22 protein-coding genes are annotated in these 25,371 nt (G+C 65.4%); 14 read left to right on the top strand and 8 right to left on the bottom strand.

What is annotated here, in order from left to right; all coding sequences use genetic code 11:
- Window positions 1-103: 103 nt before the first annotated feature.
- Together FHW97_RS12115 and FHW97_RS12110 are read right to left on the bottom strand one after the other, a co-directional pair.
- Complete coding sequence (locus FHW97_RS12115; RefSeq protein ID WP_171799094.1) at window positions 104-1,663, bottom strand: cryptochrome/photolyase family protein; 1,560 nt, start codon at window positions 1,661-1,663, stop codon at window positions 104-106.
- Between the two features lie 6 nt (window positions 1,664-1,669).
- Entirely contained in the window at window positions 1,670-3,862 is a 2,193-nt protein-coding gene (locus FHW97_RS12110; protein ID WP_171799093.1) for a primosomal protein N', read from the bottom strand.
- A gap of 191 nt (window positions 3,863-4,053) precedes the next feature.
- Between FHW97_RS12110 and fsa the strand changes: the two genes are divergently transcribed.
- From fsa to cysS, 4 genes are read left to right on the top strand one after another with little or no spacing between them, the layout of a single operon-like run.
- Entirely contained in the window at window positions 4,054-4,707 is a 654-nt protein-coding gene (gene fsa, locus FHW97_RS12105) for a fructose-6-phosphate aldolase (RefSeq protein ID WP_022676824.1), read from the top strand.
- A gap of 59 nt (window positions 4,708-4,766) precedes the next feature.
- The gene (gene cobT, locus FHW97_RS12100) at window positions 4,767-6,587 is read left to right on the top strand and encodes a cobaltochelatase subunit CobT (protein WP_171799092.1); all 1,821 of its coding nucleotides are present in this window, start codon (window positions 4,767-4,769) and stop codon (window positions 6,585-6,587) included.
- 21 nt (window positions 6,588-6,608) lie between these two features.
- Window positions 6,609-6,929: a hypothetical protein gene (locus FHW97_RS12095; RefSeq protein ID WP_171799091.1), complete on the top strand. Its 321-nt coding sequence runs from the start codon at window positions 6,609-6,611 to the stop codon at window positions 6,927-6,929.
- 47 nt (window positions 6,930-6,976) lie between these two features.
- The gene (gene cysS / locus FHW97_RS12090) at window positions 6,977-8,449 is read left to right on the top strand and encodes a cysteine--tRNA ligase (RefSeq protein ID WP_171799090.1); all 1,473 of its coding nucleotides are present in this window, start codon (window positions 6,977-6,979) and stop codon (window positions 8,447-8,449) included.
- 163 nt (window positions 8,450-8,612) lie between these two features.
- On the opposite strand, the gene FHW97_RS12085 is transcribed toward cysS, so the two are convergent.
- Window positions 8,613-8,984 carry a hypothetical protein gene (locus tag FHW97_RS12085; RefSeq protein WP_253941754.1) on the bottom strand — a complete coding sequence of 124 codons (372 nt, stop codon included), beginning with the start codon at window positions 8,982-8,984 and terminating at the stop codon, window positions 8,613-8,615.
- A 232-nt stretch (window positions 8,985-9,216) separates the two neighbouring features.
- On the opposite strand from FHW97_RS12085, the gene FHW97_RS12080 reads away from it, so the two are divergent.
- Window positions 9,217-9,954 (top strand): S24 family peptidase, encoded by a 738-nt coding sequence (locus FHW97_RS12080; protein ID WP_171799089.1) that lies wholly within the window; start codon window positions 9,217-9,219, stop codon window positions 9,952-9,954.
- 30 nt (window positions 9,955-9,984) lie between these two features.
- On the opposite strand, the gene FHW97_RS12075 is transcribed toward FHW97_RS12080, so the two are convergent.
- Window positions 9,985-10,713, bottom strand: coding sequence for a hypothetical protein (locus FHW97_RS12075; protein WP_171799088.1), 729 nt, complete (start codon window positions 10,711-10,713; stop codon window positions 9,985-9,987).
- 375 nt (window positions 10,714-11,088) lie between these two features.
- Between FHW97_RS12075 and FHW97_RS12070 the strand changes: the two genes are divergently transcribed.
- A complete protein-coding gene (locus FHW97_RS12070) occupies window positions 11,089-11,763 on the top strand; it encodes an MBL fold metallo-hydrolase (protein WP_305082209.1) in 675 nt (224 codons plus the stop codon).
- A gap of 44 nt (window positions 11,764-11,807) precedes the next feature.
- Here the strand turns inward: FHW97_RS12070 and FHW97_RS12065 are convergent, their stop codons facing one another.
- Entirely contained in the window at window positions 11,808-12,203 is a 396-nt protein-coding gene (locus FHW97_RS12065) for an MAPEG family protein (protein WP_054131984.1), read from the bottom strand.
- Window positions 12,204-12,472: 269 nt separating this feature from the next.
- Between FHW97_RS12065 and rpmF the strand changes: the two genes are divergently transcribed.
- The 6 genes from rpmF (at window position 12,473) to FHW97_RS12035 (ending at window position 16,490) form a co-directional block, all read left to right on the top strand.
- Window positions 12,473-12,652: a 50S ribosomal protein L32 gene (gene rpmF, locus FHW97_RS12060; RefSeq protein WP_022676831.1), complete on the top strand. Its 180-nt coding sequence runs from the start codon at window positions 12,473-12,475 to the stop codon at window positions 12,650-12,652.
- A gap of 28 nt (window positions 12,653-12,680) precedes the next feature.
- On the top strand, window positions 12,681-13,763 hold the full coding sequence (plsX, locus tag FHW97_RS12055) for a phosphate acyltransferase PlsX (protein WP_054131985.1): 1,083 nt from the start codon (window positions 12,681-12,683) through the stop codon (window positions 13,761-13,763).
- Complete coding sequence (locus FHW97_RS12050) at window positions 13,760-14,737, top strand: beta-ketoacyl-ACP synthase III (protein WP_370525391.1); 978 nt, start codon at window positions 13,760-13,762, stop codon at window positions 14,735-14,737. The genes plsX and FHW97_RS12050 overlap by 4 nt, the downstream gene beginning before the upstream one ends.
- A gap of 208 nt (window positions 14,738-14,945) precedes the next feature.
- Window positions 14,946-15,245, top strand: coding sequence for an integration host factor subunit alpha (locus FHW97_RS12045; RefSeq protein ID WP_022676834.1), 300 nt, complete (start codon window positions 14,946-14,948; stop codon window positions 15,243-15,245).
- A 12-nt stretch (window positions 15,246-15,257) separates the two neighbouring features.
- Complete coding sequence (locus tag FHW97_RS12040) at window positions 15,258-15,740, top strand: MerR family transcriptional regulator (protein WP_171792537.1); 483 nt, start codon at window positions 15,258-15,260, stop codon at window positions 15,738-15,740.
- 192 nt (window positions 15,741-15,932) lie between these two features.
- Complete coding sequence (locus tag FHW97_RS12035) at window positions 15,933-16,490, top strand: fasciclin domain-containing protein (protein ID WP_171799087.1); 558 nt, start codon at window positions 15,933-15,935, stop codon at window positions 16,488-16,490.
- Between the two features lie 109 nt (window positions 16,491-16,599).
- On the opposite strand, the gene FHW97_RS12030 is transcribed toward FHW97_RS12035, so the two are convergent.
- Together FHW97_RS12030 and FHW97_RS12025 are read right to left on the bottom strand one after the other, a co-directional pair.
- On the bottom strand, window positions 16,600-18,213 hold the full coding sequence (locus tag FHW97_RS12030; RefSeq protein WP_171799086.1) for a lysine--tRNA ligase: 1,614 nt from the start codon (window positions 18,211-18,213) through the stop codon (window positions 16,600-16,602).
- Between the two features lie 148 nt (window positions 18,214-18,361).
- Window positions 18,362-19,243 (bottom strand): flagellin, encoded by an 882-nt coding sequence (locus FHW97_RS12025; protein ID WP_054131988.1) that lies wholly within the window; start codon window positions 19,241-19,243, stop codon window positions 18,362-18,364.
- A gap of 152 nt (window positions 19,244-19,395) precedes the next feature.
- Here FHW97_RS12025 and FHW97_RS12020 point away from each other — a divergent pair, with 152 nt between their 5' ends.
- Window positions 19,396-22,176 (top strand): ATP-dependent DNA helicase, encoded by a 2,781-nt coding sequence (locus FHW97_RS12020; RefSeq protein ID WP_171799085.1) that lies wholly within the window; start codon window positions 19,396-19,398, stop codon window positions 22,174-22,176.
- Window positions 22,173-22,718: a histidine phosphatase family protein gene (locus FHW97_RS12015; protein ID WP_171799084.1), complete on the top strand. Its 546-nt coding sequence runs from the start codon at window positions 22,173-22,175 to the stop codon at window positions 22,716-22,718. Before FHW97_RS12020 ends, FHW97_RS12015 begins: the two co-directional genes overlap by 4 nt.
- A gap of 811 nt (window positions 22,719-23,529) precedes the next feature.
- Here the strand turns inward: FHW97_RS12015 and FHW97_RS12010 are convergent.
- Window positions 23,530-25,365, bottom strand: coding sequence for a DUF885 family protein (locus FHW97_RS12010; RefSeq protein WP_370525392.1), 1,836 nt, complete (start codon window positions 25,363-25,365; stop codon window positions 23,530-23,532).
- Between the last annotated feature and the right edge of the window lie 6 nt (window positions 25,366-25,371).

Raw genomic sequence — 25,371 nt, 5'->3', positions numbered from 1 at the left:
CTGTACTCCCTCACGCGGCAACCTGGCCCCCATGCCAGCGCAGCAGCGCGATCTTAGGCATGACAACCGGGCACGTCGCGCAGGAATTGTTCGGCGCTGCGCCTTACGCGCGTGCCCAGCCTTTCTTTGCCGGTTCCAGCGTTTCGAGGAAGGCAGCGGCGCTGTCGCGGTATTCGGCCTGCTTGTCGGCGCTCATGCGTCGCCAGGTGGCGTAGGGGTTGGCGAGGCGCGGGTTGCCGGCCAGGCGTTCCTCGTTGCGGGCGAGGAAATCCCAGTAGAGCGCGTTGAACGGGCAGGCGCCTTCGCCCACCTTGCGCTTCACGTCATAGCGGCAATCGCCACAATAGTTGCTCATCCGGTCGATATAGGCGCCGCTGGCGGCATAGGGTTTCGACGCCAGCTTGCCGCCATCGGCAAACAGCGCCATGCCGGCCACGTTGGGCAGTTCCACCCATTCAAAGGCATCGGCGTAAACCACCAGGAACCAGTCGGCCACGTCTTGCGGAGACAGCCCGGCAAGCAGTGCGAAATTGCCCATGACCATCAGCCGCTGGATATGGTGGGCATAGGCATTCTTGTGCGTGGCGCGCACGCAATCGGCCACGCAGGCCATGTCGGTTTCGCCGGTCCACCAGAATTCGGGCAGGGGCCGCGTGGCGCCCAGCTGGTTGGCTTTGCTCAGATCGGGCATGGTCAGCCAATAGATGCCGCGCACATATTCGCGCCAGCCGATGACCTGGCGGATGAAGCCTTCCACCGCCTCGATCGGGGCGCGGCCTTCGCGCCATTCGGCCTCGGCCCGGCGGCACATCTCCACCGGATCGATCAGCCCGATGTTGAGCGCCGGGCTGATCACCGCGTGATACATAGTGTCGGTGCCCGCCATCATTGCATCCTGATAGCGGCCGAACAGCGGCAGCCGCGTTTTCAGGAAACGGTCAAAGGCATGCTCTGCCTGCGCCGCCGTAACCGGCCAGGCAAAGTGATCGAGGCTGCCGAAATGCCCGGCAAAGCGCGCCTCGACCAGGGCGATCACCTCTTGCGTGATGGCATCGGGGGCAAAGTGCGAGACGGCGGGCGGCCGGCAATCAGCATCGGGGCCGCCACGGTTTTCCGCGTCGAAGTTCCATTTGCCGCCTGCCGGCTTGTCGCTGTCCATCAACAGGCCGGTCTTGCGGCGCATCTCGCGATAGAAATATTCCATGCGCCATTGCTTGCGCCCGGCTGCCCACTGGAAGAAATCGGGTAGCGGGCAGACAAAGCGGGTATCGGGCAGCACGCGCAGCCGCACGTCGAGCGTATCGCGCCAGGCGGTGATCATTTCGCGCACGCGCCATTCGCCCGGCTCGGTAATCTGCACGCCGCGTGGGGCATGGCGCTTGATCGCGCGTTGCACTTCTGCCGTGAAGCTGCCGCTGTTGCCGGGATCATCCAGTTTTACGTAATCGACGGTAAAGCCGTTATCGCGCAGTTCCTGGGCGAAATGGCGCATCGCCGAAAAGATCAGCGCGATCTTGGCCTTGTGGTGGCGCACATATTGCGTCTCGTCCCACACCTCCATCATCAGCACCACGGTGTCTTGGGGCGTGCGATCCGCCAGGCTCGACAGGCCATGGGAAAGCTGGTCCCCCAGCACGGGGACAAGGACGGGGCCGTTGCTCATGACCGCTCAAACGAAGCTGTAGGGATCGATATCCACCGCCACCCTTACCCCTTGGGGAAAGCGGAATGGCTCCAGCCACTGGCGGATCACCTTTTGCACCTCGCTCGACCGGCGAGCATTGACCAGCAGGCGATAGCGATAGCGCCCACGCAGCAGCGATAGCGGGGCGGGCGCGGGCCCTAGGATCATCACATCGTCGAGGCGCGGCGCGGTGCCACCGATGGCGCGGGCCGCGTCGCGCGCTTCGGCCTCGTCCTCGCTCGACACGATGATCGCGGCCCAGCGGCCGAACGGCGGGGCATGGGCCTCGCGCCTGGCCTCGGTTTCGGCGGCATAGAACGCGTCGCGATCGCCACTGGCCAGCGCGGCGATCACCGGGGCATCGGGATGGCGCGTCTGGATCAGCACTTCGCCAGGCTTTTCCCCGCGTCCGGCGCGCCCGGCAACCTGCGCCACCTGTTGATAGGTGCGCTCGGCGGCGCGCAAGTCGCCCCCTTCCAGGCCCATGTCGGCATCGACCACGCCCACCAGGGTCAGGTCGGGGAAGTGATAGCCCTTTGTTACCAGTTGCGTTCCCACGATCACATCGATGGCCTTGTTCTCTGCCTGGGCCACGAATTCGGCCGCCTTGGCCGCACTCGTCAACGTGTCCGAAGTGACAAGGGCCACGCGTGCCTCGGGCAGGATCGTGGCCACTTCGTCGGCAATGCGCTCCACCCCCGGTCCGCAGGCGACCAGGCAATCGGGCTCGCCACATTCGGGGCAGGCGCGGGGCGTTGGCACCTCGTGGCCGCAATGATGGCAGGCGAGGCGCTGCGACAGGCGGTGTTCGACCAGCCAGGCCGAGCAATTGGGGCACTGGAAGCGATAGCCGCAGGTGCGGCACAGGGTGAGCGGGGCATAGCCACGCCGGTTGAGGAACAGCAGGCTCTGCTCGCCTTTGGCCAGCCGCTCGCGCAGGCCCTCCACCAGCGGCGGGGCGAGCCAGTGGCCGCGTTCCGGCGCTTGCTCGCGCAGGTCGAGAATGCGGATATCGGGTAGGCCAGCGCCGCCGAACCGGCTGGGCAGCACCAGCCGTTCATAGCGCCCGCTGGCGGCCATATGCAGGCTTTCCAGCGCGGGGGTGGCGCTGGCCAGCACCACCGGGATGCTTTCGAAATGTCCGCGCATTACCGCCACATCGCGCGCGTTGTAGCGCACGCCATCGTCCTGCTTGAACGAAACCTCGTGCGCTTCGTCCACCACGATCAGGCCCAGCGCGGCAAAGGGCAGGAACAGCGCCGAGCGGGCGCCCACCACCACCTGGGCGCGGCCCTGCGCCACCGCCCGCCAGGCCCGGCGCCGTTCCGACGATTTGAGCGAGGAATGCCAGGTGACCGGTTCCACGCCAAAGCGCGCCTCGAACCGGGCCAGGAAACTTTGCGTCAGCGCGATTTCGGGCAGCAGCACCAGCACTTGGCGCCCCTGTTCCAGCGCGGCGGCAATCGCCTCGGCATAGGTCTCGGTCTTGCCCGATCCGGTCACCCCGTCGAGCAGGAACGTGACAAAGCGCCGCGCCGCCACCGCCTCTACCAGCCGCCCGGCGACTTGCGCCTGGGTGGGGGTCAATTCCGGCACGGCATGGCGCGGATCGGCGGCGGGGTAGGGCCGGTCGGCATCGACCGTGACGGGTTCGAGCAAGCCGGCATTGACCATGCCGCGCAGCACCCCGTCGGAAACCTCGGCAATTTCGGCCAGTTCGCGGATCGTCGCCTGCTGGTCGATCAGCAGGTCCATCGCCTGCGCGCGCTGCGGTGTCAGCCGGCCCGGCTCGCGCCCGGACAGGCGGTATTCGGTCACCGTGCTGCCGCCTTGCAGCGCCGCCGTGCTCGACAGCGCCATGCGCGCCACGGCGGAAAGCGGGGCCATGTAGTAATCGGCGCACCATTCGATCAGGCGGCGCAGCGGCGCGCCGAGCGGCGGCACCGGCACCACGCCCAGGATCGGGCGCAGCTTGTGTTCGGGCACGTCGGCGCTGGGCAGGCGCTCTTCCTCCCACACCACGCCCAGAATCTGGCGCGGTCCCAGCGGGCAGACCACCACCTGGCCCGGCACCACATCGAGATGCGCGGGCACCTTGTAGTCGAGCGGGCCCAGCGCGGCGTTGAACACCACGCATCGGATGCGGCGGGATTGGCTGCGCGGCGGGGGCTGGCTCATCACCCCGTGCATATAGGCAGCCAACCGCATGGGGCAAATGGGGAACGCGGCGTTTGCGCCAACGTTGATCGGGGTATGGCGCATATGCAGGCCTGACAGCGCGATGGGGCTGCCCTATAGCCCGCGCCAGATTCGCCGTTATGGTGTTAACGCCATTATCAAATCATAACCCTTGCGCAGGACAATCCCTCATGAAGTTCTTTGTCGACACGGCCGATACCGCCGAAATCGCCGATCTGGCCGCCACCGGGCTTCTCGATGGCGTGACCACCAACCCCAGCCTGATCGCCAAGTCGGGCCGCGACTTCATCGAGGTGACGAAGGAAATCTGCCACCTCACCCACGGGCCGGTGTCGGCCGAAGTGGTCGCGCTCGATCACGCCGGGATGATGCGCGAGGCCGAAATCCTGCGCAAGATCGCTGACAACGTGTGCATCAAGGTGCCGCTGACGATCGACGGTCTCAAGACCTGCAAGAAGCTGACCGCCGATGGCACCATGGTCAACGTCACGCTGTGCTTCTCGGCCAATCAGGCGCTGCTTGCGGCCAAGGCTGGCGCCACGTTCGTTTCGCCCTTCGTCGGCCGCCACGATGACAACGGCTTTGACGGCATGGACCTGATCCGCGACATCCGCCTGATCTATGACAACTATGCCTACGAGACCGAAATCCTCGTCGCCTCGATCCGCCATGGCATCCACATTCTGGAAAGCGCGCGCATCGGCGCCGACGTGATCACCGCGCCGCCGGCGGTGATCAAGGGCCTGTTCAAGCATGTCCTGACCGAAAAGGGCATCGAAGGGTTCCTTGCGGATTGGGCCAAGACCGGCCAATCTATCGGTTGATGAACACACGCGCCCCGGTTTCTGTGGCCGGGGCGCGATTTGCAAAACTGGATTGATTCTTGGCTGCCGAATCCCCGCTCGATACCTTCCGCTCCGTTCTCACCGGCACGTCCCGCGCCTTGGCGGAACAGCCCGAAGTGGAAGTGGCATGGACATCGGACCAGGCCAGCCAGACCGGCAAGCTGATGCGCGTGCCCATGCCCGGCCGCGCCTTGCCGGCAGAGCAGGTGGCCCAGGCGCGTGGCGCCGCCGATTCCATGGCGCTGCGCCTGCGCTATCACAACGATGCGCTGCACAATGCCGGCGCGCCGGCGGAAATGCTCGCCCGCGCCTGTTATGACGCGGTGGAGCGGGTGCGCTACGAAGTGCTCGGCTCTGACGGATATCAGGGCATGCGCGGCAATCTCGATGCCGTGACCGCGCAGCGGGTCAGCGCCGATCCGATCAGCCGCGCGACCAAGCCCGAAGAAGTGCCGCTGCCCACCGCCCTTTCGCTGCTGCTGCGCGAAAAGCTCACCGGTGCGCCGATCCCGGCGCTGGCCAAGCTCGGCACCGACATGGTGCGCAGCTGGATCGAGGCCAAGGCCGGCGACGACATGGCAAACCTTGCCGGCAGCCTGGAAGACCAGAAGGCATTCCAGAAGCTGGCGCTCTCGATGCTCGGCCATCTCGATCTGACCCAGGCCGTTGCGCCTGAGCAGAACGAGAACGAGGACGAGGACAGCGAGGACGAACAGGACGACGGCACCGAAAAGCCCGAAGAGTCCGAGTCCAGCGCGGATGACCAGCAACCGGTCGAGCAGGCCGGCGATACCTCGGACGGGGAGGGCGATGGCGATCAGCAGGAAGAGGCCGATCGCCCCGATGATGCCGCCGACGCCGACATGGCCGACGAGGGCGAGGAGGGCATGCTGCCCACCCGGCCCAACCGTCCGTGGACCGACCTGCCCGAGGATTTTGACTACAAGACCTATACCACCCGTTTCGACGAGGTGATCGCCGCTACCGACCTGTGCGACGAGGAAGAGCTGACGCGTTTGCGCGCCTACCTCGACAACCAGATGAAGGGGCTGCAAAGCGTGGTGACGCGGCTGGCCAACCGCCTGCAGCGCCGCCTGATGGCCGCGCAGAACCGCAGCTGGGATTTCGACCAGGAGGAAGGCCTGCTCGATGCCGCGCGGCTGGCCCGCGTGGTGATCGCGCCGGGCCATTCGCTGTCGTACAAGATCGAGCGCGAAGTCGAGTTCAAGGACACCGTCGTGACCTTGCTGATCGACAATTCCGGCTCGATGCGCGGGCGGCCGATCTCGATCGCGGCGATCAGCGCCGATATCCTGGCGCGCACGCTGGAACGCTGTGGGGTCAAGACCGAAGTGCTGGGCTTTACCACCCGCGCGTGGAAGGGCGGCCAATCGCGCGAGGCGTGGCTGGCCGGTGGCAAGCCGGCGCATCCCGGCCGTCTCAACGACTTGCGCCACATTGTTTACAAGAAAGCTGACGAGCCCTGGCGCCGCGCGCGCAAGAACCTGGGCCTGATGATGCGCGAAGGCCTGCTCAAGGAAAACATCGACGGCGAGGCGCTGCTCTGGGCGCACACCCGCATGCTCGCCCGGCAAGAGGATCGCCGCATCCTGATGGTGATTTCCGATGGCGCGCCGGTGGATGACAGCACGCTCTCGGTCAACCACGCCGGTTACCTGGAACAGCACCTGCGCCGCGTGATCGACTGGATCGAAAAGCAGAGCCCGGTGCAACTGGTCGCCATCGGCATCGGCCACGACGTGACCCGCTATTACCGCCGCGCCGTGACGATCATGGACGTGGAGCAACTCGGCGGTACGATCGTGGAACAACTGGCCGACCTGTTCGAGGTGGATTGAAAGCTTTGCGGAGGGTTTTGGATGAGCATTGATCCCAGAAAAGTTGTCTCCCCAAAATCACGCCTAAATTCTCTTTTTAAAATTATAAAATGGACTCAGGATTGGTCTCTCGCTTTGGGGATGTGGGATAATAATCGCGCTTTATTGATTCGTTGGAATGGAGACGCGGATCATGCGTTGGGAAGCCCTGCGTCGCACGGGTATCCTACGTGGTTTGTTTTGCCTAAAGATATGGAATTCTCGACGCTATCGCTTGTTGAAGAGCCAAACCGCTCTAGCGCAGCTGCATGGCTCAACGCTGATCGCGATGTAGAGTGGAAAGACCCGGTGCCTGCAGGGTGATGAAGCTGGATTGACGTTGAGGCGCGAACCAAGGCAAAGCGCGCGGCATGACCGATCAATCCGCCCCGCTCGTGCTGTTCAACAGCCTTACCCGCGCGCTCGAACCGTTCGTGCCGGTCCATCCTGGCGAAGCGCGGGTCTATTCCTGCGGGCCGACGGTCTATAACTATCCCCACATCGGCAACATGCGCGCCTATGTCTTTGCCGATGTGCTGGGCCGCACGTTGTCGTGGAAGGGCTATGCGCTCACCCACGTCATCAACATCACCGATGTGGGCCACCTGACCGACGATGCCGACGCCGGCGAGGACAAGCTGGAAAAGGCCGCGCGCGCCAATGCGCAATCGATCTGGGATATCGCGCGCCACTATACCCAGGCCTATTGGGCGGATATCGACGCGCTGGGCATTCGCCAGCCGGCGCACTGGTCGATCGCCACCGATTATGTGCCGGCGATGATCGAGTTCGCCCAGAGCATTGCCGACAAGCACTGCTACGAACTGCCCGGCGGGCTCTATTTCGATGTCTCCACCGTGGCCGACTATGGCAAGCTTGCCCGCGCCGCGACCGACGAGGGCGAGGGGCGGATCGAGCAGGTGGAAGGCAAGCGCCACCAGGCCGATTTCGCGATCTGGCGCAAGACACCGCCGGGCGAGACGCGCCAGATGGAGTGGGACAGCCCGTGGGGCCGCGGTGCGCCCGGCTGGCACCTGGAATGCTCGGTCATGTCGGGCAAGCTGCTGGGTTTTCCGTTCGACATCCACACCGGCGGGATCGACCACCGCGAGATCCACCACCCCAACGAAATCGCGCAAAACCAGGCGTTCTGCTGCGCCGGCAGCCTGGCTGACCCGGCCAATTCCGGCGCGCGCATGTGGATGCACAACAATTTCCTGGTCGAACGCTCTGGCAAGATGAGCAAGTCTTCGGGCGAGTTCCTGCGCCTGCAACTCTTGATCGACCGGGGCTATCACCCGCTCGCCTATCGCCTGATGTGCCTGTCGGCACATTATCGCAGCGAGCTGGAGTTTTCCTGGGAAGGGCTGGGCGCGGCGCTCACCCGGTTGAAGCGCATGGTCATGGCCGTGGCTCAACTCAAAGAGCGTGCGGAAGAAGGCGTCGATACCAGCGCCTGGCGCAGCCATGCCAAGCTGGCGCCGCTGGTGGAGCGCTTCGACGCCGCGATCAGCGAGGATCTCAATACCGCCGTGGCGCTGACCGTGCTCGACGAGGCGGTGGCGCTCAAGAAGATCGATCCGGCGCTCAAGCTGGCGGCGATCACCGCGTTTGACGCGGTGCTGGGCCTCAACCTGCTCACGCTCGATCGCACCGCCCTGCGCCTGCGCCCCAAGGCGGCCACGATCACCGAGGACGAGATCGCCCAGCGCATCGCCGCCCGCCAGGAAGCCCGCGCCGCCAAGGACTTTGCCCGCAGCGACACGCTGCGCGACGAACTCGCCGCCCAAGGCGTGGACGCGATGGACGGCGACCCACTCGGCTGGGACTGGCGCCTGGGCTGATTTTTCTCCCCATCCTCTTTAGAGGAGGGGGTTGGGGGGTGGTGGATGCCCAGCGCAAGGCTTCGCACCACCCCCAACCCCTCCTCTGAAGAGGAGGGGAGAAAATCCCGTGTTTCCACCCCGTTCGGGCTGAGCCTGTCGAAGCCCGCGCGCGCCACACCAATCACCCCTGATCGAGCAGCAGCAGTTCCAGCTCCACCTCCAGCGTGCGCTGCGGCAGCACGGCCTCGTCGGTGCGCACCACGGTAACATCGGCCACCACGGCGCCGGGCACGGTGAATTCGTGATCGGGCAGGGCAGCGATCAGCGCCTCGCCGTCATCGCACGCTTCCCAGCCGGTGTAGCGCAGGATCACGGTATGGCGCGCGCCCGAGAACGTGACGCTGGCCCAGGGCCGTTCGCGGTGGTCGATCAGTTGCGCGCTGCGCCCGGCCAGCGCCAGCACGCTGCGCACCACGCGGGGCGCCAGGCCGGGTGCGACTCGGCGCGGGCGAGGGGCATTGCCGGGGCCGAAAGCATCGTGATTGCGCAGCATGGGAAGCAATCCTTTGTGTTGAAAACCCAATATGTTCATGAAATGTTCTTTGGCGCTTTTGCCACTGTGGCGGCCATGCCGGCTGGTCTGGATGGTTAAGGACATGGTTTGAATCGTGGCATGAAATTTCCTCGGATTCCGGTGCAGTCCTGTGGACAAATCCCGATAAAAATCCTATAAACTGCGGGATAGACCTAGTGTCTAGGAAAAATCCTTCGAGTTTGGACGCACCATGGCGAAGTCTCTGGAATCTGTCGAAAGGGCTGTCGCAATAGGCAAAGGCGGTGGGGAGCCGCTCGATCCGGCGCGGGCGCGGCTGGTCGAACTGGCTGCCGCGCGCGGGGTTTCGCTCTCGGCGCTGTCTGGGCTGATCGGGCGCAATGCCAGCTATCTCCAGCAATTCGTGCGCAAGGGCTCGCCGCGCAAGCTGGAAGAGATCGATCGCGGCACCCTGGCGCGGTTCTTTGGTGTGGACGAGGCGGAACTGGGCGCGCCCGATCCGGCGGTGCATGTGCCTGTGGCGCTGCGCCAGGATGGCGTCGGTCTTTCCACGCCGCGAACCCAGGCCGAATGGGCCGATATTCCCCGCCTGGCGCTGGGCGCTTCGGCCGGGCCAGGGGCGCTGACGGCCGATGAAGTGCCGGTCGGCCGGCTGCGCTTTTCCAGCCGCTGGCTCAAGGCGCAGGGCCTCGATCCGGCCATGCTCAGCGTGATCGAGGTGGAAGGCGACTCGATGGAGCCGACGCTGCGCGACAGCGACGAAATCCTGGTCGACCGCACCCCGCGCCCCCTGCGCGCCGGCATCCACGTGATCCGCGTGGACGATGTGCTGCTGGTCAAGCGATTGGAAGCAGGCGCGGCGGGCATGATCCGCGTGATCAGCGACAACCCCGCCTATCCCCGCATGGAACGCCCTATGGCCGATGTCGACGTGGTCGGCCGCGTGGTGTGGAAGGGCGGCAAGATCTGAATATCCGGGCGGGCCGTGCAGGCTATGGCCTCAGGGCTTGCTCGCCGCAGCAGCCGACGTCTGGTTATAGGCTTGCAATTGCGCTTCCTCATCGGCCAGCACTGGCACCCGTAAAATGGTGCGAAGCGCATCGGGGATCGTGTCGCGGTTGAACGGTTCCTGCGAGGTTTTGCCCTTGCTGGTCATGAACTGCGTGCCCATCACCTGTGGCTGGTTGATCGTGAGCAGGTAGCGATCCAGCGTGGCGCTGGAAATCCATAGTGCATCGGGCCTGCCACGGGCGATCGCAACCGTGGCCAAGATATGGGCCTTGAGGAAATCGTCCGCCAGGTCACCGTGCTGGAACACGAACGCGGCGTTGAAAAAGTCGGTGCCGCTGGCCAGTGCCCCGGTATCGAGCAACTGCTGTGTCCGTTGGCGGCGCTGCTGGTCGGCGGCACTGACACGGTCCCAGTCGATTGTGGCGTTTTGCCTGTCGCGCTGGTCGGCATCGAATATTGCCTGCATTTCCGCATTCGTCGGGAAGTGGTTCTGCACTTCGTAGGAGCGCCCCTCGTCCCATGGCCCCAGCCTGGCACGGCGATTGCCCGGCACCAAGGGGAAGGGTGGCCAGGTCTTGGCGGGCGCAAGGGCATAGGCAAGCTGAGCATGGCGTGGGTCGATGACGACCAGGCGCAGCACATCGGGTGTGCTGTCGGGTTCGGGATCATTGAACGTCAATTCCAGTGCCTTGCCTACAACACGGGCCTGCGTGCTCACCCGTGCTTCGATAGGACCAGTCAGTTCAGAAAAGCCGTGGCCATCCGTCGCAAGGTGTCTTGGGCGAATCCAGATGCCACGCCAGCCATGCCCGGTCTTCTCGATCGTGAGATGAAAGATAGTCGCGCCGGCAGCGCGCATATCCCAGGTTTTCACCGTGTCGTTGGCCTGGGCTGCGGGAATGGAGCAACAGCCAAGTGCCAGGCTGGCAAGGCATCGGCATATAGCCGCAAAGGGAAACCGCATCGGCAGGCTCCTCGGATTCGTGGGCTGGCAAGCTGGCGCGGCAATCGATCACGACTGGCCAGGCGATGCAACCGTCCGATTGGCGCACGGTGGCTTGAAACGCACGGGTGCACGGGGCATTTGAACGGCATGAGTCAGACCCCATCCAGCACCCTGCCGCCCATGCAAGTGGCGATCCTGCCTGTTACGCCGTTGCAGCAGAACTGCACGCTGCTGTGGTGCACGGCCACGATGAAGGCGGCGGTGATCGATCCGGGGGGGGATCTCGACCGGATCAAGGCCCTGGTGGCCAAGGCCGGCGTGACGGTGGAGAAGCTGCTGATCACCCATGGCCACCTCGATCACTGCGGCGGCGCGGCGCAGCTGGCGCGTGACCTCGGCGTGCCGATCGAAGGGCCGCACGAGGCGGACCTGTTCTGGATTGCCAAGCTGGCCGAGGATAGCGGCCGCTGGGGCGTGCCGGCGGAAATCTTCACGCCGACGCGCTGGCTCGACCAGGGCGATACGGTCACGGTGGGCAATCTGACGCTCGATGTGCTGCATTGCCCGGGGCACACGCCTGGCCACGTGGTGTTTTTCCACCAGCCCTCGCGCTTTGCCGTGGTGGGCGATGTGCTGTTCCAGGGCGGCATTGGCCGCTGGGATTTCCCGCTCGGCAACTTTGACGATCTGGTCGCCTCGATCACCGGGCGCCTGTGGCCGCTGGGCGAAGACGTGATGTTCAATCCAGGGCACGGCCCGCGCAGCACGTTTGGCCATGAACGCGCGACCAATCCCTGGGTGGGGGATGCTGCGCTCGCCTGAACGAAGCGGGCCTGATTCGTAGCGAATCAGGCCCGCGTGTTTTCTCAGGCGTCGGCCGCGATGGAAATCGCCCAGACGGCCAGGCCAAGCAGCGCGAGAATCGTGGTCAGCGCGCCGATCATGCGCAGGCGCGAAGGCTGCTTGCCATCCATGCCCACGCCATGGGCAACGCGGCCCAGCATATAGATGCCCATGACGCCGAGCAGCCACGGGCTGCCCGGCCGCGCCAGTTCCACCAGGCCCGATAGGACCAGCACGATCGGGGCGCTTTCGATGAAGTTGGCCTGGGCGCGCATGCGCGCGACCAGCGGCGGATGGCCGCCATCGCCCAGCGCGATCTTGGCTTCGCGCCGCACCATGCCGATGCGCACCATCAGCCAGAAATTGAGAATCGCCGCCGCCCCGGCGGAAACCAGGGTGATGGGCAGGATGATCGGCATCGCGTATTTTCCCCTCTCGCATGTTCTGCCCAGGTTTTCTGCGCCGGTGCATGGGCCAAATGCCGCCTTTGCGACGAGGCCATGCTTGCAAAGCACCAGAAAATCCGTATAGGCGCGGCCTTCGCCCGTGATAGGCGATGCCGGTCCACCCGCTCTAATCCAGAACGGAAGCCGTATGAACCCTTCGTCGTGAGATGCGGGGTTGTGCGGTGGCACGGTTTTCCCTATCGCGCCCGCAATCGTTGTAATTTTCAGGAACAGGTGCCGAAATGGCCGTCCCAAAAAGAAAGACCTCCCCGTCCCGCCGGGGCATGCGCCGCAGCCACGATGCGCTGAAGGCAGAAGCATTCCACGAATGCTCGAACTGCGGTGAACTCAAGCGCCCGCACATGCTGTGCAACGCTTGCGGTCACTACAACGGTCGCGAAATCATCGCCGTCGGCGCCTGAGCCGATCTGACGGAGGGATGATCGGATCATGAGCCTGCCCAGAATCGCCGTCGATGCGATGGGCGGCGACGAAGGCGTGCGCGTGATGATCGAAGGCGCCGCGCTTGCGCGTCGGCGTCACGATCGCTTCAAGTTCCTGCTGGTCGGGGACGAGGCGAAGATCGCTCAAGCCCTTGACCATCATCCCAACCTTCGCAGCGCGTCGGAAATCCTCCACGCGCCCGAAGCGGTGGCCGGCGATGAACGGCCCACCCAAGCCCTGCGCCGCGCACGCACCACGTCGATGGGATTGGCCATCGATGCGGTGAAGCGTGGCGAGGCTGGCGCTGCGGTGAGCAGCGGCAATACCGGCGCGCTCATGGCCATGGCCAAGCTGGCGCTGCGTACCATGCCTGGCATTGATCGCCCGGCACTGGCTGCCCTCCTGCCCACGCTGGGCACGCACGATGTCATCATGCTCGACCTGGGCGCGAACACCGATTGCGATGCCCGCAATCTGTTCCAGTTCGCCATCATGGGCGCAGCCTATGCGCGCATCGTCCACGGGCTCGACAGCCCGCGCGTGCGCCTGCTTAACATCGGCACCGAAGAAACCAAGGGCACCGAAAACCTGCGCGATGCCGCCGCCCTGCTCAAGCAGGCCGCTGCCTCGCTCGCGCTGACGTTCGATGGCTTTGCCGAGGCGGACAAGGTCTCGCGCGGCGATTTCGATGTCGTGGTGACCGATGGTTTTTCCGGCAACATCGCGTTGAAAGCGATGGAAGGCGCCGCCCGCTTTGTGGGCGATCTGCTGCGTCGCAGCTTCGCCTCGTCGCTGCGGTCCAAGCTGGGCTTCCTGATCTCGCGACCGGCGACCGAAACGCTCAAGCATCATCTCGATCCCAATAACCACAATGGGGCGGTGTTCCTCGGCCTCAATGGCGTGGTGGTGAAAAGCCATGGCAGCGCATCGGCCATGGGGGTGGCCAATGCCGTCGCCGTGACCGCGCGCCTCCTGGAGGAAAACCTGATCGAGCGCATCGCGGCCGATGTGGCTGCGGTCGATCCCGATACGATTCGCCAGCCGGCCCGACGCCGCGCGGCCAACACGGAAGGTGAAACCGCGCTGTGACTCTGCGCTCGGTTATTACCGGCAGCGGTTCTGCTCTGCCGCAACGTGCCGTTTCGAACGCTGAAATGGCGCAGATGGTGGATACCACCGACGAATGGATCGTGGAGCGCACGGGCATTCGCAATCGCTATATCGCGGGGGAGGGCGAAACCACGTCCTCGCTCGCCATCCTCGCCGCCCGCCGCGCGATCGAGGCTGCGGGGATCGAACCTGCCAGCATCGACCTGATCGTGCTGGCCACGGCAACGCCGGATCAGACCTTTCCCGCCACGGCCACGATCGTGCAGCAGGCGCTGGGCTGCAATGGCGGCATGGCATTTGACGTGGCGGCGGTCTGCTCGGGCTTTCTCTATGCGATGGGCACGGCCGATGCCATGCTGCGCACCGGCATGGCGCGCCGCGCCCTGGTGATCGGCGCGGAAACCTTCAGCCGCATTCTCGATTGGGAAGACCGCACCACCTGCGTGTTGTTTGGCGATGGCGCGGGGGCGATGGTGCTTGAAGCCCGCGAAGTCGATCCGGCTGACGCGGCGGCGCCGGGCGTTCTGGCCACCCGCCTCCATGCCGATGGCGCGCATAACCAGCTGCTCTATGTCGATGGTGGTGCCTCTACCACGGGCACGGTGGGCAAGCTGCGGATGAAGGGGCGCGAGGTGTTCCGCCACGCCGTCACCAATCTCGCCTCGGTACTGCAGGAAGTGCTGGCCGACACCGGCCATGTTTCTGCCGATATCGATTGGGTGGTGCCGCATCAGGCCAATTACCGCATCCTCGATGCCACCGCGCGCAAGCTCGGCCTGCCGGCGGAAAAGGTGGTGGTGACGGTGGACCAGCACGCCAATACCAGCGCCGCCTCGGTGCCGCTGGCGTTTGACACGGCGATGCGCGACGGGCGCATCACCAAGGGGCACCTGGTGGTGTTCGAAGCGATGGGCGGCGGGTTTACCTGGGGGGCGTGCATCGCCCGCATGTGATTCGCGCCACTGTGGTGCCAAGTGATTTCACGACCGTTTTGGAGCATGGGGATGCCTGAAACGATCTGAAACAGTCCGATCATCGCTGGATTTTTGCTGCGCAGAAAATCCATCAGGGCTTTGACGGAATGGAGTGCATTGCCTGTCCTGCAAAACGCGCTATTGTATGGGACGGGAAGGGATTTTTTTACCGGGGGGTAAAACAACCATGCGTTCTGTTGGTACGCTGACACGGGCCGATCTGGCCGAGAGCATCAATCGTCGGGTCGGTCTTTCACGGGCGGATTCGCTCGAAATGGTCGAGGCCATATTGCAGCACATGAGTGGTGCACTGTCCGAAGGCGAGAATGTTAAGATTTCCGGTTTCGGTACGTTCCTGTTGCGGGACAAGGCCGAACGCATCGGGCGTAACCCCAAGACCGGGGTGGAAGTGCCGATCACGCCACGGCGCGTGCTCACCTTCCGCGCCAGCCAGATGCTGAAGGATCGCATCAGCGACGGTTCCTGATAGAATGGATACATGACGGATAAGGGCCATCTCGTTTCTCCCGAAAGTGTGATTGATGATGGCAAGGCGCCCGATGCCTTGCGCACGATCGGAGAGGTGGCCCGGCTCCTGGGCGTGAAGCCGCATGTCCTGCGCTATTGGGAAGAGCAGTTTCCGATGCTGCGCCCGCTGACGCGCGCTGGTAACCGGCGCTATTACCGCGCGGACGATGTCGCGCTGGTGGCCACTATCGACCGCCTGCTCAATCACGAAGGCTATACCATTCGCGGCGCGCGACAGGCACTGGACGGTGGCCTGCGCGTGAGCGCGCCTGTGGCGTCGGACAAGCCCGACCAAGGCCCGGTCTCTGCAACGCTGGCAGCGGATCGGGAAACCGCGCCCATGGGCACGGCCAGCCCCGCCCTGGAAACCGAACTGGTTGCCGCGGTGGCGCGGCTGCGCGTGCATCTGGAACAGATCCGCAGCGGTCTGGCGGCGGCGCTGGACGACGACTGACCCGGCCGGGCACAGCGGATGCCGCGCCACCTGCCGTGCGTCGCCCGAAAGGGAAAGGCGGCCTTTCCCTAAAAATCTGCTTCGTTTCATTTGTTTGCGCCGCGTTGCCCTTGTGGGCAGGGGCATGCGCTGGAACTCTGCCTGTTTGATCTGGTTCGAACGGCGGCAATGATGCCGAGTGGAGAGTTTCCCATGCTGAAAGGCAAGTTCTATGCGTCGCTGGCCGCTGCCGGCCTGGCGCTCGCGCTCACCCCCGCCGCCCAGGCCGCCGCGTCGAAGATGGTAGGTGGCGCCGCGATGGTTGGCACCAAGACGATCGTTGAAAATGCGTCGAAGTCGTCCGATCACACCACGCTGGTCGCCGCCGTCAAGGCCGCCGGCCTGGTCGACACGCTGAACGGCAAGGGTCCGTTCACCGTGTTCGCGCCGACCAACGAAGCCTTTGCCGCGCTGCCGGCAGGCACCGTGGACACGCTGCTCAAGCCTGAAAACAAGGCGCAGCTAACCCAGATCCTCACCTACCACGTGGTGGCCGGCAAGGTGACTGCGGCTGACCTGATCGCCAAGATCAAGGCCGGCGGCGGCACTGCCACGCTGACCACGGTGGAAGGCGAACCGCTGACCGCCATGCTCGATGGCAGCAATGTCGTCGTGACCGACGCCAAGGGCGGCAAGGCCACGGTGACGATCGCCGATGTGCCGCAGTCCAACGGCGTGGTGCACGTGATCAATGCCGTGCTGATGCCGTAATGCTGTTGGGGGCGGGATAACATTCCCTCCCCCTGGCCCCCTCCCGCAAGCGGGAGGGGGAAACAGCTATCTCCCCTCCCGCTTGCGGGAGGGGCTGGGGGAGGGCGTGTCAGCCCTCTGCCAGCGCCTCAGCAATCAACTTGCGCGTATTGCCTACGCCATACAGCGCGATGAAGCTGCCCATGCGCGGGCCCTGGGCAGAGCCCAGCAGCGTCTCATACAGCGCCTTGAACCAGTCACGCAGGGTTTCGAAGGCGTAGTGCGGGTCCTTGCCGATTTCATAGACGATATTCTGCAATTCCTCGGCCGTGGCATCGTCGCTCGTCGCGGCGAGTTCTTCGTCGAGGGCGGCCAGTGCCGCTGCCTCGCCAGCCTCGGGCTTGCGCCGCACCAGCGTGGGCGCGATGAAATCCCGGTTGTAGGCCAGCGCCCGCGTCACCAGCGCATCGAGCGCGGGATGGGCGGCCGGATCGGCATTGTCGACATAGTTGGCAAGGTATGACCACACCTGTTCGCGCGTCGCGTGGGCGCCCAGCACGCCCACGAGGTTGAGCAGCAGGCCATAAGTCACCGGCAGCTTGTCGCCCGCACCAGCCTGTTCGCCATTGGTGCGCAGCAGGTGCCACACCGGGTTGCCCAGTTGCTGCTCCACCGGCTGGCTGGCCAGCTTTTCACGGAACTGCCAGTATTCATCGACCGCGCGCGGGATGATGCCCACATGCAGCGACTTGGCGCTCTTGGGTTCGCGGAACAGGTAGAAGCCGAGGGATTCCTCGCTGCCGTAATCGAGCCACTGCTCGATGGTCAGGCCATTGCCCTTGGACTTCGAGATCTTTTCGCCCTTCTCGTCCAGGAACAGTTCGTAGATCAGGCCTTCGGGGCGGCGGCCGCCGAGCACCTGGGCGATGCGGCCCGATTGCGTCACGCTGTCGGTCAGGTCCTTGCCGCACATCTCGTAATCGACGCCCAGCGCCACCCAGCGCATCGCCCAATCGACCTTCCACTGCAGCTTGGACTTGCCGCCCAGGATCGATTGCTCGACCACCTCGCCGGTCACGTCGGTAAAGCGGATCATACCGCTTTCGGCATCAACCACTTCCACCGGCACCTGGAGCACTTGGCCATTGTTGGGCGAGATGGGCAGCACCGGCGAATAGGTCTTGCGGCGTTCCTCGCGCAGGGTGGGCAACATGATGCCCATGATGGCGTCAAAGTGGCGCAGCACGTTCTTGAGCGCTTCGTCGAAAGCGCCCGAATTGTAGCGTTCGGCGCCCGAGACGAATTCATAGTCGAAGCTGAAGCGATCGAGGAATTCGCGCAGCATCGCGTTGTTGTGGTGGGCAAAGCTTTCGTACTTGCCGAACGGATCGGGGATGCGGCTCAACGGCTCCTGCAGGTGCGCGGTGAGGAGGTCCTTGTTGGGCACGTTGTCGGGCACCTTGCGCAGCCCATCCATGTCGTCGGAAAAGGCGACCAGGCGCGTGGGGTGGCCACCGGTCAGCACTTCATAGGCGCGGCGCACCAGCGTGGTGCGCAACACTTCCTGGAAGGTGCCGATATGCGGCAGGCCCGAGGGACCATAGCCGGTTTCGAACAGCACCGGCACCAGCTCGCCCGCGCCGTCGCGTTTCCCGCCGGGATAGCGCTTGACCAGCTTGCGCGCTTCCTCGAACGGCCAGGACTTCGACACTTGGGCGGCGGTGGTGAGTTCGGTTTGGGTCATGGTTCCCGCCCTTTCGCGCCTGCCGCGCGCGAAGGCAAGGCATTTGGGGCGGTTGATGCGGCGGTTCCATGCGAAAATGCGGCACAGCCCGGGGGTGGGCTGTACCGCATTTCCGTGGAGGCTCCCGAAGCGGGTGTGGATGGGGGACTTACTTCAGGAGCGTCAGGACATTCTGCTGGTTCTGGTTGGCCTGCGAGATCATCGCGGTCGATGCCTGGGCCAGGATCTGCGCCTTGGCCATGGCGGTGGTTTCAGCAGAATAATCAGTATCCAGAATGCGGCTGCGCGCATCGGAAAGGTTGGTGACGTTGTCGGTCAGGTTGTTGACCACCGATTGCAGGCGGTTCTGGCCGGCACCGAATTCGGCACGTACGGCCGTCACCTGCGCCAGGGCGGAGTCGATGTTGTCCATCGTGGTCGAAGCCTTGGCTGAATCGCTCACGTCCAGTGCCTGGGTGGTGGACGTAGCATCATAGGTCGATGCGCCCGAGCCGAACAGGATCTGGCCGTCGAATGCCTTGGAGCGCAGCGTGACCACGTTGGTGGTGTTGGCGCCGGCCTGGATATCGAGCGTGAGATCGTCGCTGCCATCGGTGGCGGGCGTGCTGGTCATCACCTTGAACACGTTGTTGCCGTTGAACAGGGTGTTGTTGAGCACGTCTGAAATCTGGGCGGTGAGGTTGCCCACTTCCGACTGCATCGCGGTGCGATCGGAATCCTGGTAGGTGGCCGACTTGGACTGGACCGCCAGTTCGCGGATGCGCTGGAGCATCGCCGTCACTTCGTTGAGCGCACCATCGGCGGTCTGCGCCATCGAGATGCCGTCGTTGGCGTTGCGCACGCCCTGCTGCATGCCCTGGATCTGCGCGGTCATGGTGGTGGTGATGGCCAGGCCCGCGGCATCGTCCTTGGCGCTGTTGATGCGCTTGCCGGTCGACAGGCGCTGCATCGCAACGCCGGTCTGTTGCGACGCGGTGATAGAGGCGTTGGCGGCACGAAGCGCCGCGATATTGGTGTTGATGACTGCCATTTTCCCATTCTCCACTATGGGTTGAGTGACGATCCGGCGGTTCCCATCCGGTTCGCCAGCAAAAACGGCGCCGGCGCGGATTGTTTAAGTGGAGGGGGTGGGGCACGGGTGTATGCTTGCCCCTCGTTCCATTTTCGTTCACAGGTTCGGGCATGGCTGTCCCTGCTGCTCCAGACCCGGGCAATCCCGCCCCGCCGGCGCTCGATCTGCCCGCAGTCCATGCCAGCCACAGCGGCTGCTGGCTGCGCGGGGTGGATCTGTTCCCCTCCACCCGCACGGTGGGCAAGGGTGAGGCGATCGTGGCGGCGGCCGATACGCCGCTGCTGATGCTCAATGCGCCGCTGGTGGCAAGCCGGCTGGGCTATCCCGATCTGTCGGGCCTCGATCTGCTCGAGCTCTATGCCTTCGTCCATCCTGCGCGATTCGTGGTGCCCACGCCCAAGGGGCTGGCCAATGCGCTGGGGCTGCCGCAGCCGGCCGGAGACGCCGATGTCCCGCTGCTGTTGCAGCAGGCGGCGCAGGCCTTGCTGGCCACCACTGCTGCGGCCGATTGGCCAGAGCGGGAAGGGGCGTGGAGCGCGCTGCAATCCGTGATCAAGCTGCGCTGGCCCTGGGCCACGTTGCTCACCGGGCAGATCGCCCGGCCCGAACGCGCCGAGCGCTGGCTGTTTTCGCGCCTGCCCGAATGGGACGAGGCGGGCGAGCGGCCACAGCCGGCGCAAGTCGTGCTCGATCCGCAAGCGGTGGAGACGCGGCTCGCCACGCTGACCGGCGCCGGGGCGGAAGACCGGCCAGGCCAGCGCGCTTTTGCGCGCGAGGCGGCGCAGATGTTCGCGCCGCGCCGGGGGGCGCGGCAGCCGCATGTGGTGCTGGCCCAGGCCGGCACCGGCACCGGCAAGACGCTGGGCTATCTGGCGCCGGCATCGCTGTGGACCCAGCAATCGGGCGGCACGGTCTGGGTTTCCACCTATACCAAGGCGCTGCAACGGCAGCTGCGCCGCGAAAGCGCGCGTGCCTTTGCCATGCCGCCGCTGGGCAGCAAGGCGCCGCCGCCGGTGGTGGTGCGCAAGGGGCGCGAAAACTATCTGTGCCTGCTCAACCTGGAAGACGCCTTGCAGGGCGGCTTTACCGGGCGGCCGGCGATCCTCGCGCATCTCGTGGCGCGCTGGGCGGCCTATAGCCAGGATGGTGACATGATCGGCGGCGATCTGCCCGGTTGGCTGGGCACGCTGTTCCGCAAGCGCGGCATTGCCGCCCTGACCGACCAGCGCGGCGAATGCGTCTATGCCGGCTGCCCGCACTATCGCAAATGCTTCATCGAACGCGCCGCGCGCGCCAGTGCCGAGGCAGAGCTGGTGGTGGCCAACCACGCGCTGGTCATGGTCAACGCCGCGCGCGGCCGCGATGTGGCGCAGCGGCCCACGCGCATCGTGTTCGACGAAGGACACCACGTGTTCGATGCCGCAGACAGCACGTTTGGCGCCGCGCTGACCGGGGCCGAGGCGATCGAGCTGCGCCGCTGGGTGATCGGCCCGGAAGGCAAGTCACGCGGGCGGCGGCGTGGGCTTTCGGCGCGGCTGGCCGATGTCGCCAGCTATGACGAGGGTGGCGCCACGGCGATCACCCAGGCGCGTGAGGCGGCCGAACTCTTGCCCGGTGACGGCTGGCTGGCGCGGATTGGCGAGGGCACGCCCGATGGCCCGGTGGAGCGTCTGCTGGCGGCCGTGCGCGCCACCGTGCTCGCCCGCGATGAAAGCGGCGGCACCGAGGCCGGCTATGGCCTGGAAACCGAAGCGGCGCAACTCGATGGCCCGATGCTGGAAGCCGCCGCCGCCGCGCTCGAAGCGCTGGAAGACCTGCGCCAGCCGCTGCTGCGCCTGACCCTGCGCCTGGAAGCGATCGTGGAGGAAGGGCCCGACTGGCTCGACGGCCAGGCGCGCGCGCGGATCGAGGGCGCACGCAGTGCCATCCAGTGGCGCACTGACCTGCTTGCGGGTTGGATCGCGCTGCTCGGCCGGCTCGGTGGGCCGGCCGATCCCGATTACGTCGATTGGCTGGCCCTCGATCGCTCTGATGGCCGGGAATGGGACATGGGGCTGCACCGCCACCATCTCGATCCGATGAAGCCCTTTGCCGAAGTCGTGCTGGCGCCGGCCCATGGCGTGCTGATGACCTCGGCCACGCTCACCGATGGCGGCGACTGGAGCGGGGCGATCACCCGCAGCGGTGCCGCGCGGCTGGAGGTGCAGCCCGAACTCTTCGCCGCCAAGAGCCCGTTCGACTATCCCAACCAGGCGCAGGTGCTGATCGTGACCGACGTGCCGCGGGGCGATATCGCCGCGCTGGCGGGCGCCTATGCCCGCCTGATCGAGGCGAGCGGCGGCGGCGTGCTGGGCCTGTTCACCGCGATCCGCCGCTTGCGGGCGGTGCATGGGCGCATTGCCGATCGCCTGGCGCGCGCGGGGCTGCCGCTCTATGCGCAGCATGTCGATCCGATCGATACCGGCACGCTGGTCGATATCTTCCGCGATGATCCGCGCGCCTCGCTGCTGGGCACGGACGCGCTGCGCGACGGGGTCGATGTGCCGGGCCAGTCGCTGCGTCTGGTGGTGATGGAGCAGGTGCCCTGGCCCAAGCCCTCGATTCTGCACCGCGCCCGGCGCATGGCCGCGCCGCGTGAGGAAGGCGGCGCGCAGGGGCACGATGACCGCATCATTCGCGCGCGGTTGGCGCAGGCATTCGGCCGCCTGATCCGCTCGGCCGAGGATAAGGGGCATTTCGTGGTCCTCTCCTCGGCCTTCCCGTCGCGCCTGCTCTCGGCCTTCCCCGAAGGCACGCCAGTGCGCCGGGTCAGCCTGGAGCAGGCTTTACAATCCATCGCCGGCCGTGTTGATGAGGCGGTGTTGGCATCGAAAGTCGAAAGTTCGCCGTGAAGACGCTCGCCCTGTTCCGCCATGCCAAGTCTGACTGGAGCGATGCCCGCGCCCGCGATTTCGACCGTCCGCTCAACGAACGCGGCCAGCGCGGCGCGCTAGCCATGGGCGAGCATGTGCGCGACAGCGGCCGCCGCTTCGACCGCGTGATCGCCTCGCCGGCGGTGCGCGTGGCCGAAACCATCGAATGGGCCAGCAAGGCCTGGAACCGCGTGTTTCCGGTGGAATGGGACCGCCGCATATACCTCGCCAGCTCGGCCACGCTGATGGACCTCTTGCGCGAATTGCCCGGCGATCCCGGCAGCGTGCTGATGATCGGCCACAATCCGGGCCTGGAAGACCTGATCTTCGATCTGGTGCCCGATGATGGATCAAGCCCCTTGCGCGATGTGGTGGAGGCCAAGTTCCCTACCGCCACTTTCGCCGTGCTGGAACTGGACGCGGCGCGCTGGGCGGATGTGGACGCGGGTTGCGCGCGGCTGGTTGACCTGACGCGGCCACGCGATCTCGATCCGACGCTGGGGCCGCAGCCGCACGGGTGAGGGCTGGGGGCGTTGTCGATGTTGGACACTGCAACCGTTCGGCGGCTTCGATTTGCTAAAAAACACGAGACAGCATGCCGCTGGCTGTGTTTTTGCGGCATGGGCCTCATAATTTTAGCCGGGATCACCGATTGCTTTTTACTCGCGCTCGCCGGCGGGGTCATTTTCATGCCCGGGGCTTGGATATTCAACTTAAGATGCCCGTCTTGTGGCTGGCTCGTTTATAGACGCTATGGAACAGCCACTAAGCACGCCAAAGATCAGATGCTGGCTCCGCTTTTTTCGAAACAAGTCTGGCATCAGCCTGAAATGTGCACGAAATGTTCCCTCCGCTTCGGCTCGCCAGAGTAGGATGAATAAGGAGTGTGAGCTTCCGGCCATTTGCACTCCTACTCCTTCGTCATTCCCGTACAGGCGGGAATCCATTGACTAGGGTGCAAAAGGGCAGGCGTCTGGTTGTTGAGCTGATCTCTTGGCTGGATTCCCGTCTGCGTGGAAGCAACGGCACTTGGCGATGAATATGGGCAATCCCGGCAATGGTGGTGAAATCCACTCACACTGCGTCGCTCTTTTTTAAAATTCCACACGAAGCCACGAAGGCACGAAGAGAAGTGGCTTCTTCGTGGCTTCGTGGCTTCGTGTGGAATCATTCTGAGAATCACGCGCCTGGTTCGGGCGTGGTATTGAGGGACAAAGCTGGACCCCGGATCAAGTCCGGGGTGACGTTAGGTATTTGATTTGAGGTGTTTAAAATACCTCACAGTCTTCGTCACCCCGGACTTGATCCGGGGTCCAGCTTCTTCTCGGCCAGCTACCGCGCCGCCTGTTCCTCGATCCAATCGTGGATCTTGTCTTCCAGCACCGGCAGCGGCAGCGCGCCGCTGCCCAGCACTTGGGCATGGAAGGCGCGCAGGTCGAAGCGTGGGCCGAGGCGGCGTTCGGCTTCGCCGCGCAGGCGCTGGATTGTCAGGGCGCCGATCTTGTAGGCCACGGCCTGGCCGGGATCGGCGATATAGCGATCGACTTCGGCCTGCGCATCGCTGCGGCCCATCCCGGAATTGGCGAGCATGTAGTCCAGCGCCTGGGCGCGGCTCCAGCCCTGGCTGTGCAGCCCGGTATCGACCACCAGCCGCATGGCGCGCAGCATCTCGTCATCCAGCGTGCCCCAGTGCTGCATGGGATCATCATACAGCCCCATCGCATAGCCCAGGGTTTCGGCGTAGAGCGCCCAGCCTTCGACATAGGCGGTGTTGCCGCCATAGCGCTGGAAATCGGGGAGGCGCGGGTTTTCCTGGGCCAGGCTGATCTGGAAATGGTGGCCCGGTGCCCCTTCGTGCAGATAGAGCGTGGCGATCCCGGTCATGAACCGGCTCTTTAGATCGAAGGTGTTGAAATAGAACACGCCCGGCCGGCTGGCATCGGCGGTGCCGGGGCTATAGCTGCCGCCCGCCTCGAACCGCGCGCGATAGGCCGGGTGGGGCATGATCAGCAGCGGCGTGCGCGGCATGGTGATGAAAAAGCGCGGGGCCTGCGCCGCCACGACTTGCGCCACGCGGCGATAGCCCGCGGCCAGATCCTCGGTCTTGCGCGGGTGATAGCGCGGATCGACGCGGATTTCGTCGAAGAACGCATGGAGCGAGCCGGTAAAGCCAAGTTGGGTCTTGACCACGTCCATCTCGGCCTGGATGCGCGCCACTTCAGCGAGGCCCAGGGTATGGACCTGCGCGGGATCGAGATCGAGCGTGGTGTGGTGGTGCAAGAGCGCGCGATAGAGCGCCGCGCCGCCGGGCAGGGCATCGAGGCCGACGCTCTCGCGCGTGGCGGGCAGGTATTCGTTGGCGAGGAACGCGCGCAGGTTGCGATAGGCGGGATAGACCGCCTCGATCGTGGCGGCGCGATATTCGGCCAGCAGGCGACGGCGCGCAAGCATGGCAGACTTGCCGTTCAGGCCTTGTGCCTGCTGCGCCGGGGTCATGAACAGGGAATGCTCGGGCGGGCGTGCCAGCAGCGCGTCGATCTGCCCGATCAGGGTTTCCACCACCGGGCGCGGGCTGGTCACGCCGCGCGCCAGCCCTTCGCGATAGCGGGCGATGGCCGCATCGAACACCGCCGGCAGGGCACGATCGCGCGCCAGGTTGGCGGCATGGTCTGCGCCGGTGGCAAGCTCCATCGGCCCGCCGGCTGAGGCGAGGCCGGGATATTCCACCTGCAATCCGCCGACAGGATTGAGCGGCATCATCGCCAGCATGTCGGCTACCGGCGGGCTGAGCATCACCTGCTCGTCATCGAGCACGGCGGCATAGGCCTCGGCCGAAATGCGCTGTGCCGGATCGAGCGTGTCGGGGTTGATCCGCGCCAGGGCATCGCGCGCGGCGGCATTGCGCGCGCGCTGCATCGTGGTCAGCGCCGGATCGAAGATCAGGCGGAACTGCTCGGCCGTCAGTGGCTCGCCCCGTTCCAGGGTGTCGAGCGGATCGAGCGCGCGGCGGGCGGCGTCATCCTGCGCCAGGAACACGGCCAGTGCCGCATCGCTCCGCTGGCGTTGATCGGGTGTGGTTGTTGTGGCGGCGGCGGGCAGGGCTTGCGCCCCGGCCGGGTGGGTGGCCAGGGCCGATGCCGCCAGCAGGGAAAGGAGGAAGGCGCGCACCAGCCT

Origin of the sequence: Novosphingobium sp. SG754, from assembly GCF_013149315.1 — a bacterium.
Lineage (GTDB): Bacteria > Pseudomonadota > Alphaproteobacteria > Sphingomonadales > Sphingomonadaceae > Novosphingobium > Novosphingobium capsulatum.
This window is presented reverse-complemented; position numbering and strand designations above follow the sequence as displayed.

Coding starts and splice junctions, on each gene's coding strand:
- FHW97_RS12115 (WP_171799094.1), bottom strand. CDS start 1,663: ATGAGCAACGGCCCCGTCCTTGTCCCCGTGCTGGGGGACCAGCTTTCC.
- FHW97_RS12110 (WP_171799093.1), bottom strand. CDS start 3,862: ATGAGCCAGCCCCCGCCGCGCAGCCAATCCCGCCGCATCCGATGCGTG.
- fsa (WP_022676824.1), top strand. CDS start 4,054: ATGAAGTTCTTTGTCGACACGGCCGATACCGCCGAAATCGCCGATCTG.
- FHW97_RS12095 (WP_171799091.1), top strand. CDS start 6,609: ATGAGCATTGATCCCAGAAAAGTTGTCTCCCCAAAATCACGCCTAAAT.
- cysS (WP_171799090.1), top strand. CDS start 6,977: ATGACCGATCAATCCGCCCCGCTCGTGCTGTTCAACAGCCTTACCCGC.
- FHW97_RS12085 (WP_253941754.1), bottom strand. CDS start 8,984: ATGCTGCGCAATCACGATGCTTTCGGCCCCGGCAATGCCCCTCGCCCG.
- FHW97_RS12080 (WP_171799089.1), top strand. CDS start 9,217: ATGGCGAAGTCTCTGGAATCTGTCGAAAGGGCTGTCGCAATAGGCAAA.
- FHW97_RS12070 (WP_305082209.1), top strand. CDS start 11,089: ATGAGTCAGACCCCATCCAGCACCCTGCCGCCCATGCAAGTGGCGATC.
- FHW97_RS12065 (WP_054131984.1), bottom strand. CDS start 12,203: ATGCCGATCATCCTGCCCATCACCCTGGTTTCCGCCGGGGCGGCGGCG.
- rpmF (WP_022676831.1), top strand. CDS start 12,473: ATGGCCGTCCCAAAAAGAAAGACCTCCCCGTCCCGCCGGGGCATGCGC.
- plsX (WP_054131985.1), top strand. CDS start 12,681: ATGAGCCTGCCCAGAATCGCCGTCGATGCGATGGGCGGCGACGAAGGC.
- FHW97_RS12045 (WP_022676834.1), top strand. CDS start 14,946: ATGCGTTCTGTTGGTACGCTGACACGGGCCGATCTGGCCGAGAGCATC.
- FHW97_RS12040 (WP_171792537.1), top strand. CDS start 15,258: ATGACGGATAAGGGCCATCTCGTTTCTCCCGAAAGTGTGATTGATGAT.
- FHW97_RS12035 (WP_171799087.1), top strand. CDS start 15,933: ATGCTGAAAGGCAAGTTCTATGCGTCGCTGGCCGCTGCCGGCCTGGCG.
- FHW97_RS12030 (WP_171799086.1), bottom strand. CDS start 18,213: ATGACCCAAACCGAACTCACCACCGCCGCCCAAGTGTCGAAGTCCTGG.
- FHW97_RS12025 (WP_054131988.1), bottom strand. CDS start 19,243: ATGGCAGTCATCAACACCAATATCGCGGCGCTTCGTGCCGCCAACGCC.
- FHW97_RS12020 (WP_171799085.1), top strand. CDS start 19,396: ATGGCTGTCCCTGCTGCTCCAGACCCGGGCAATCCCGCCCCGCCGGCG.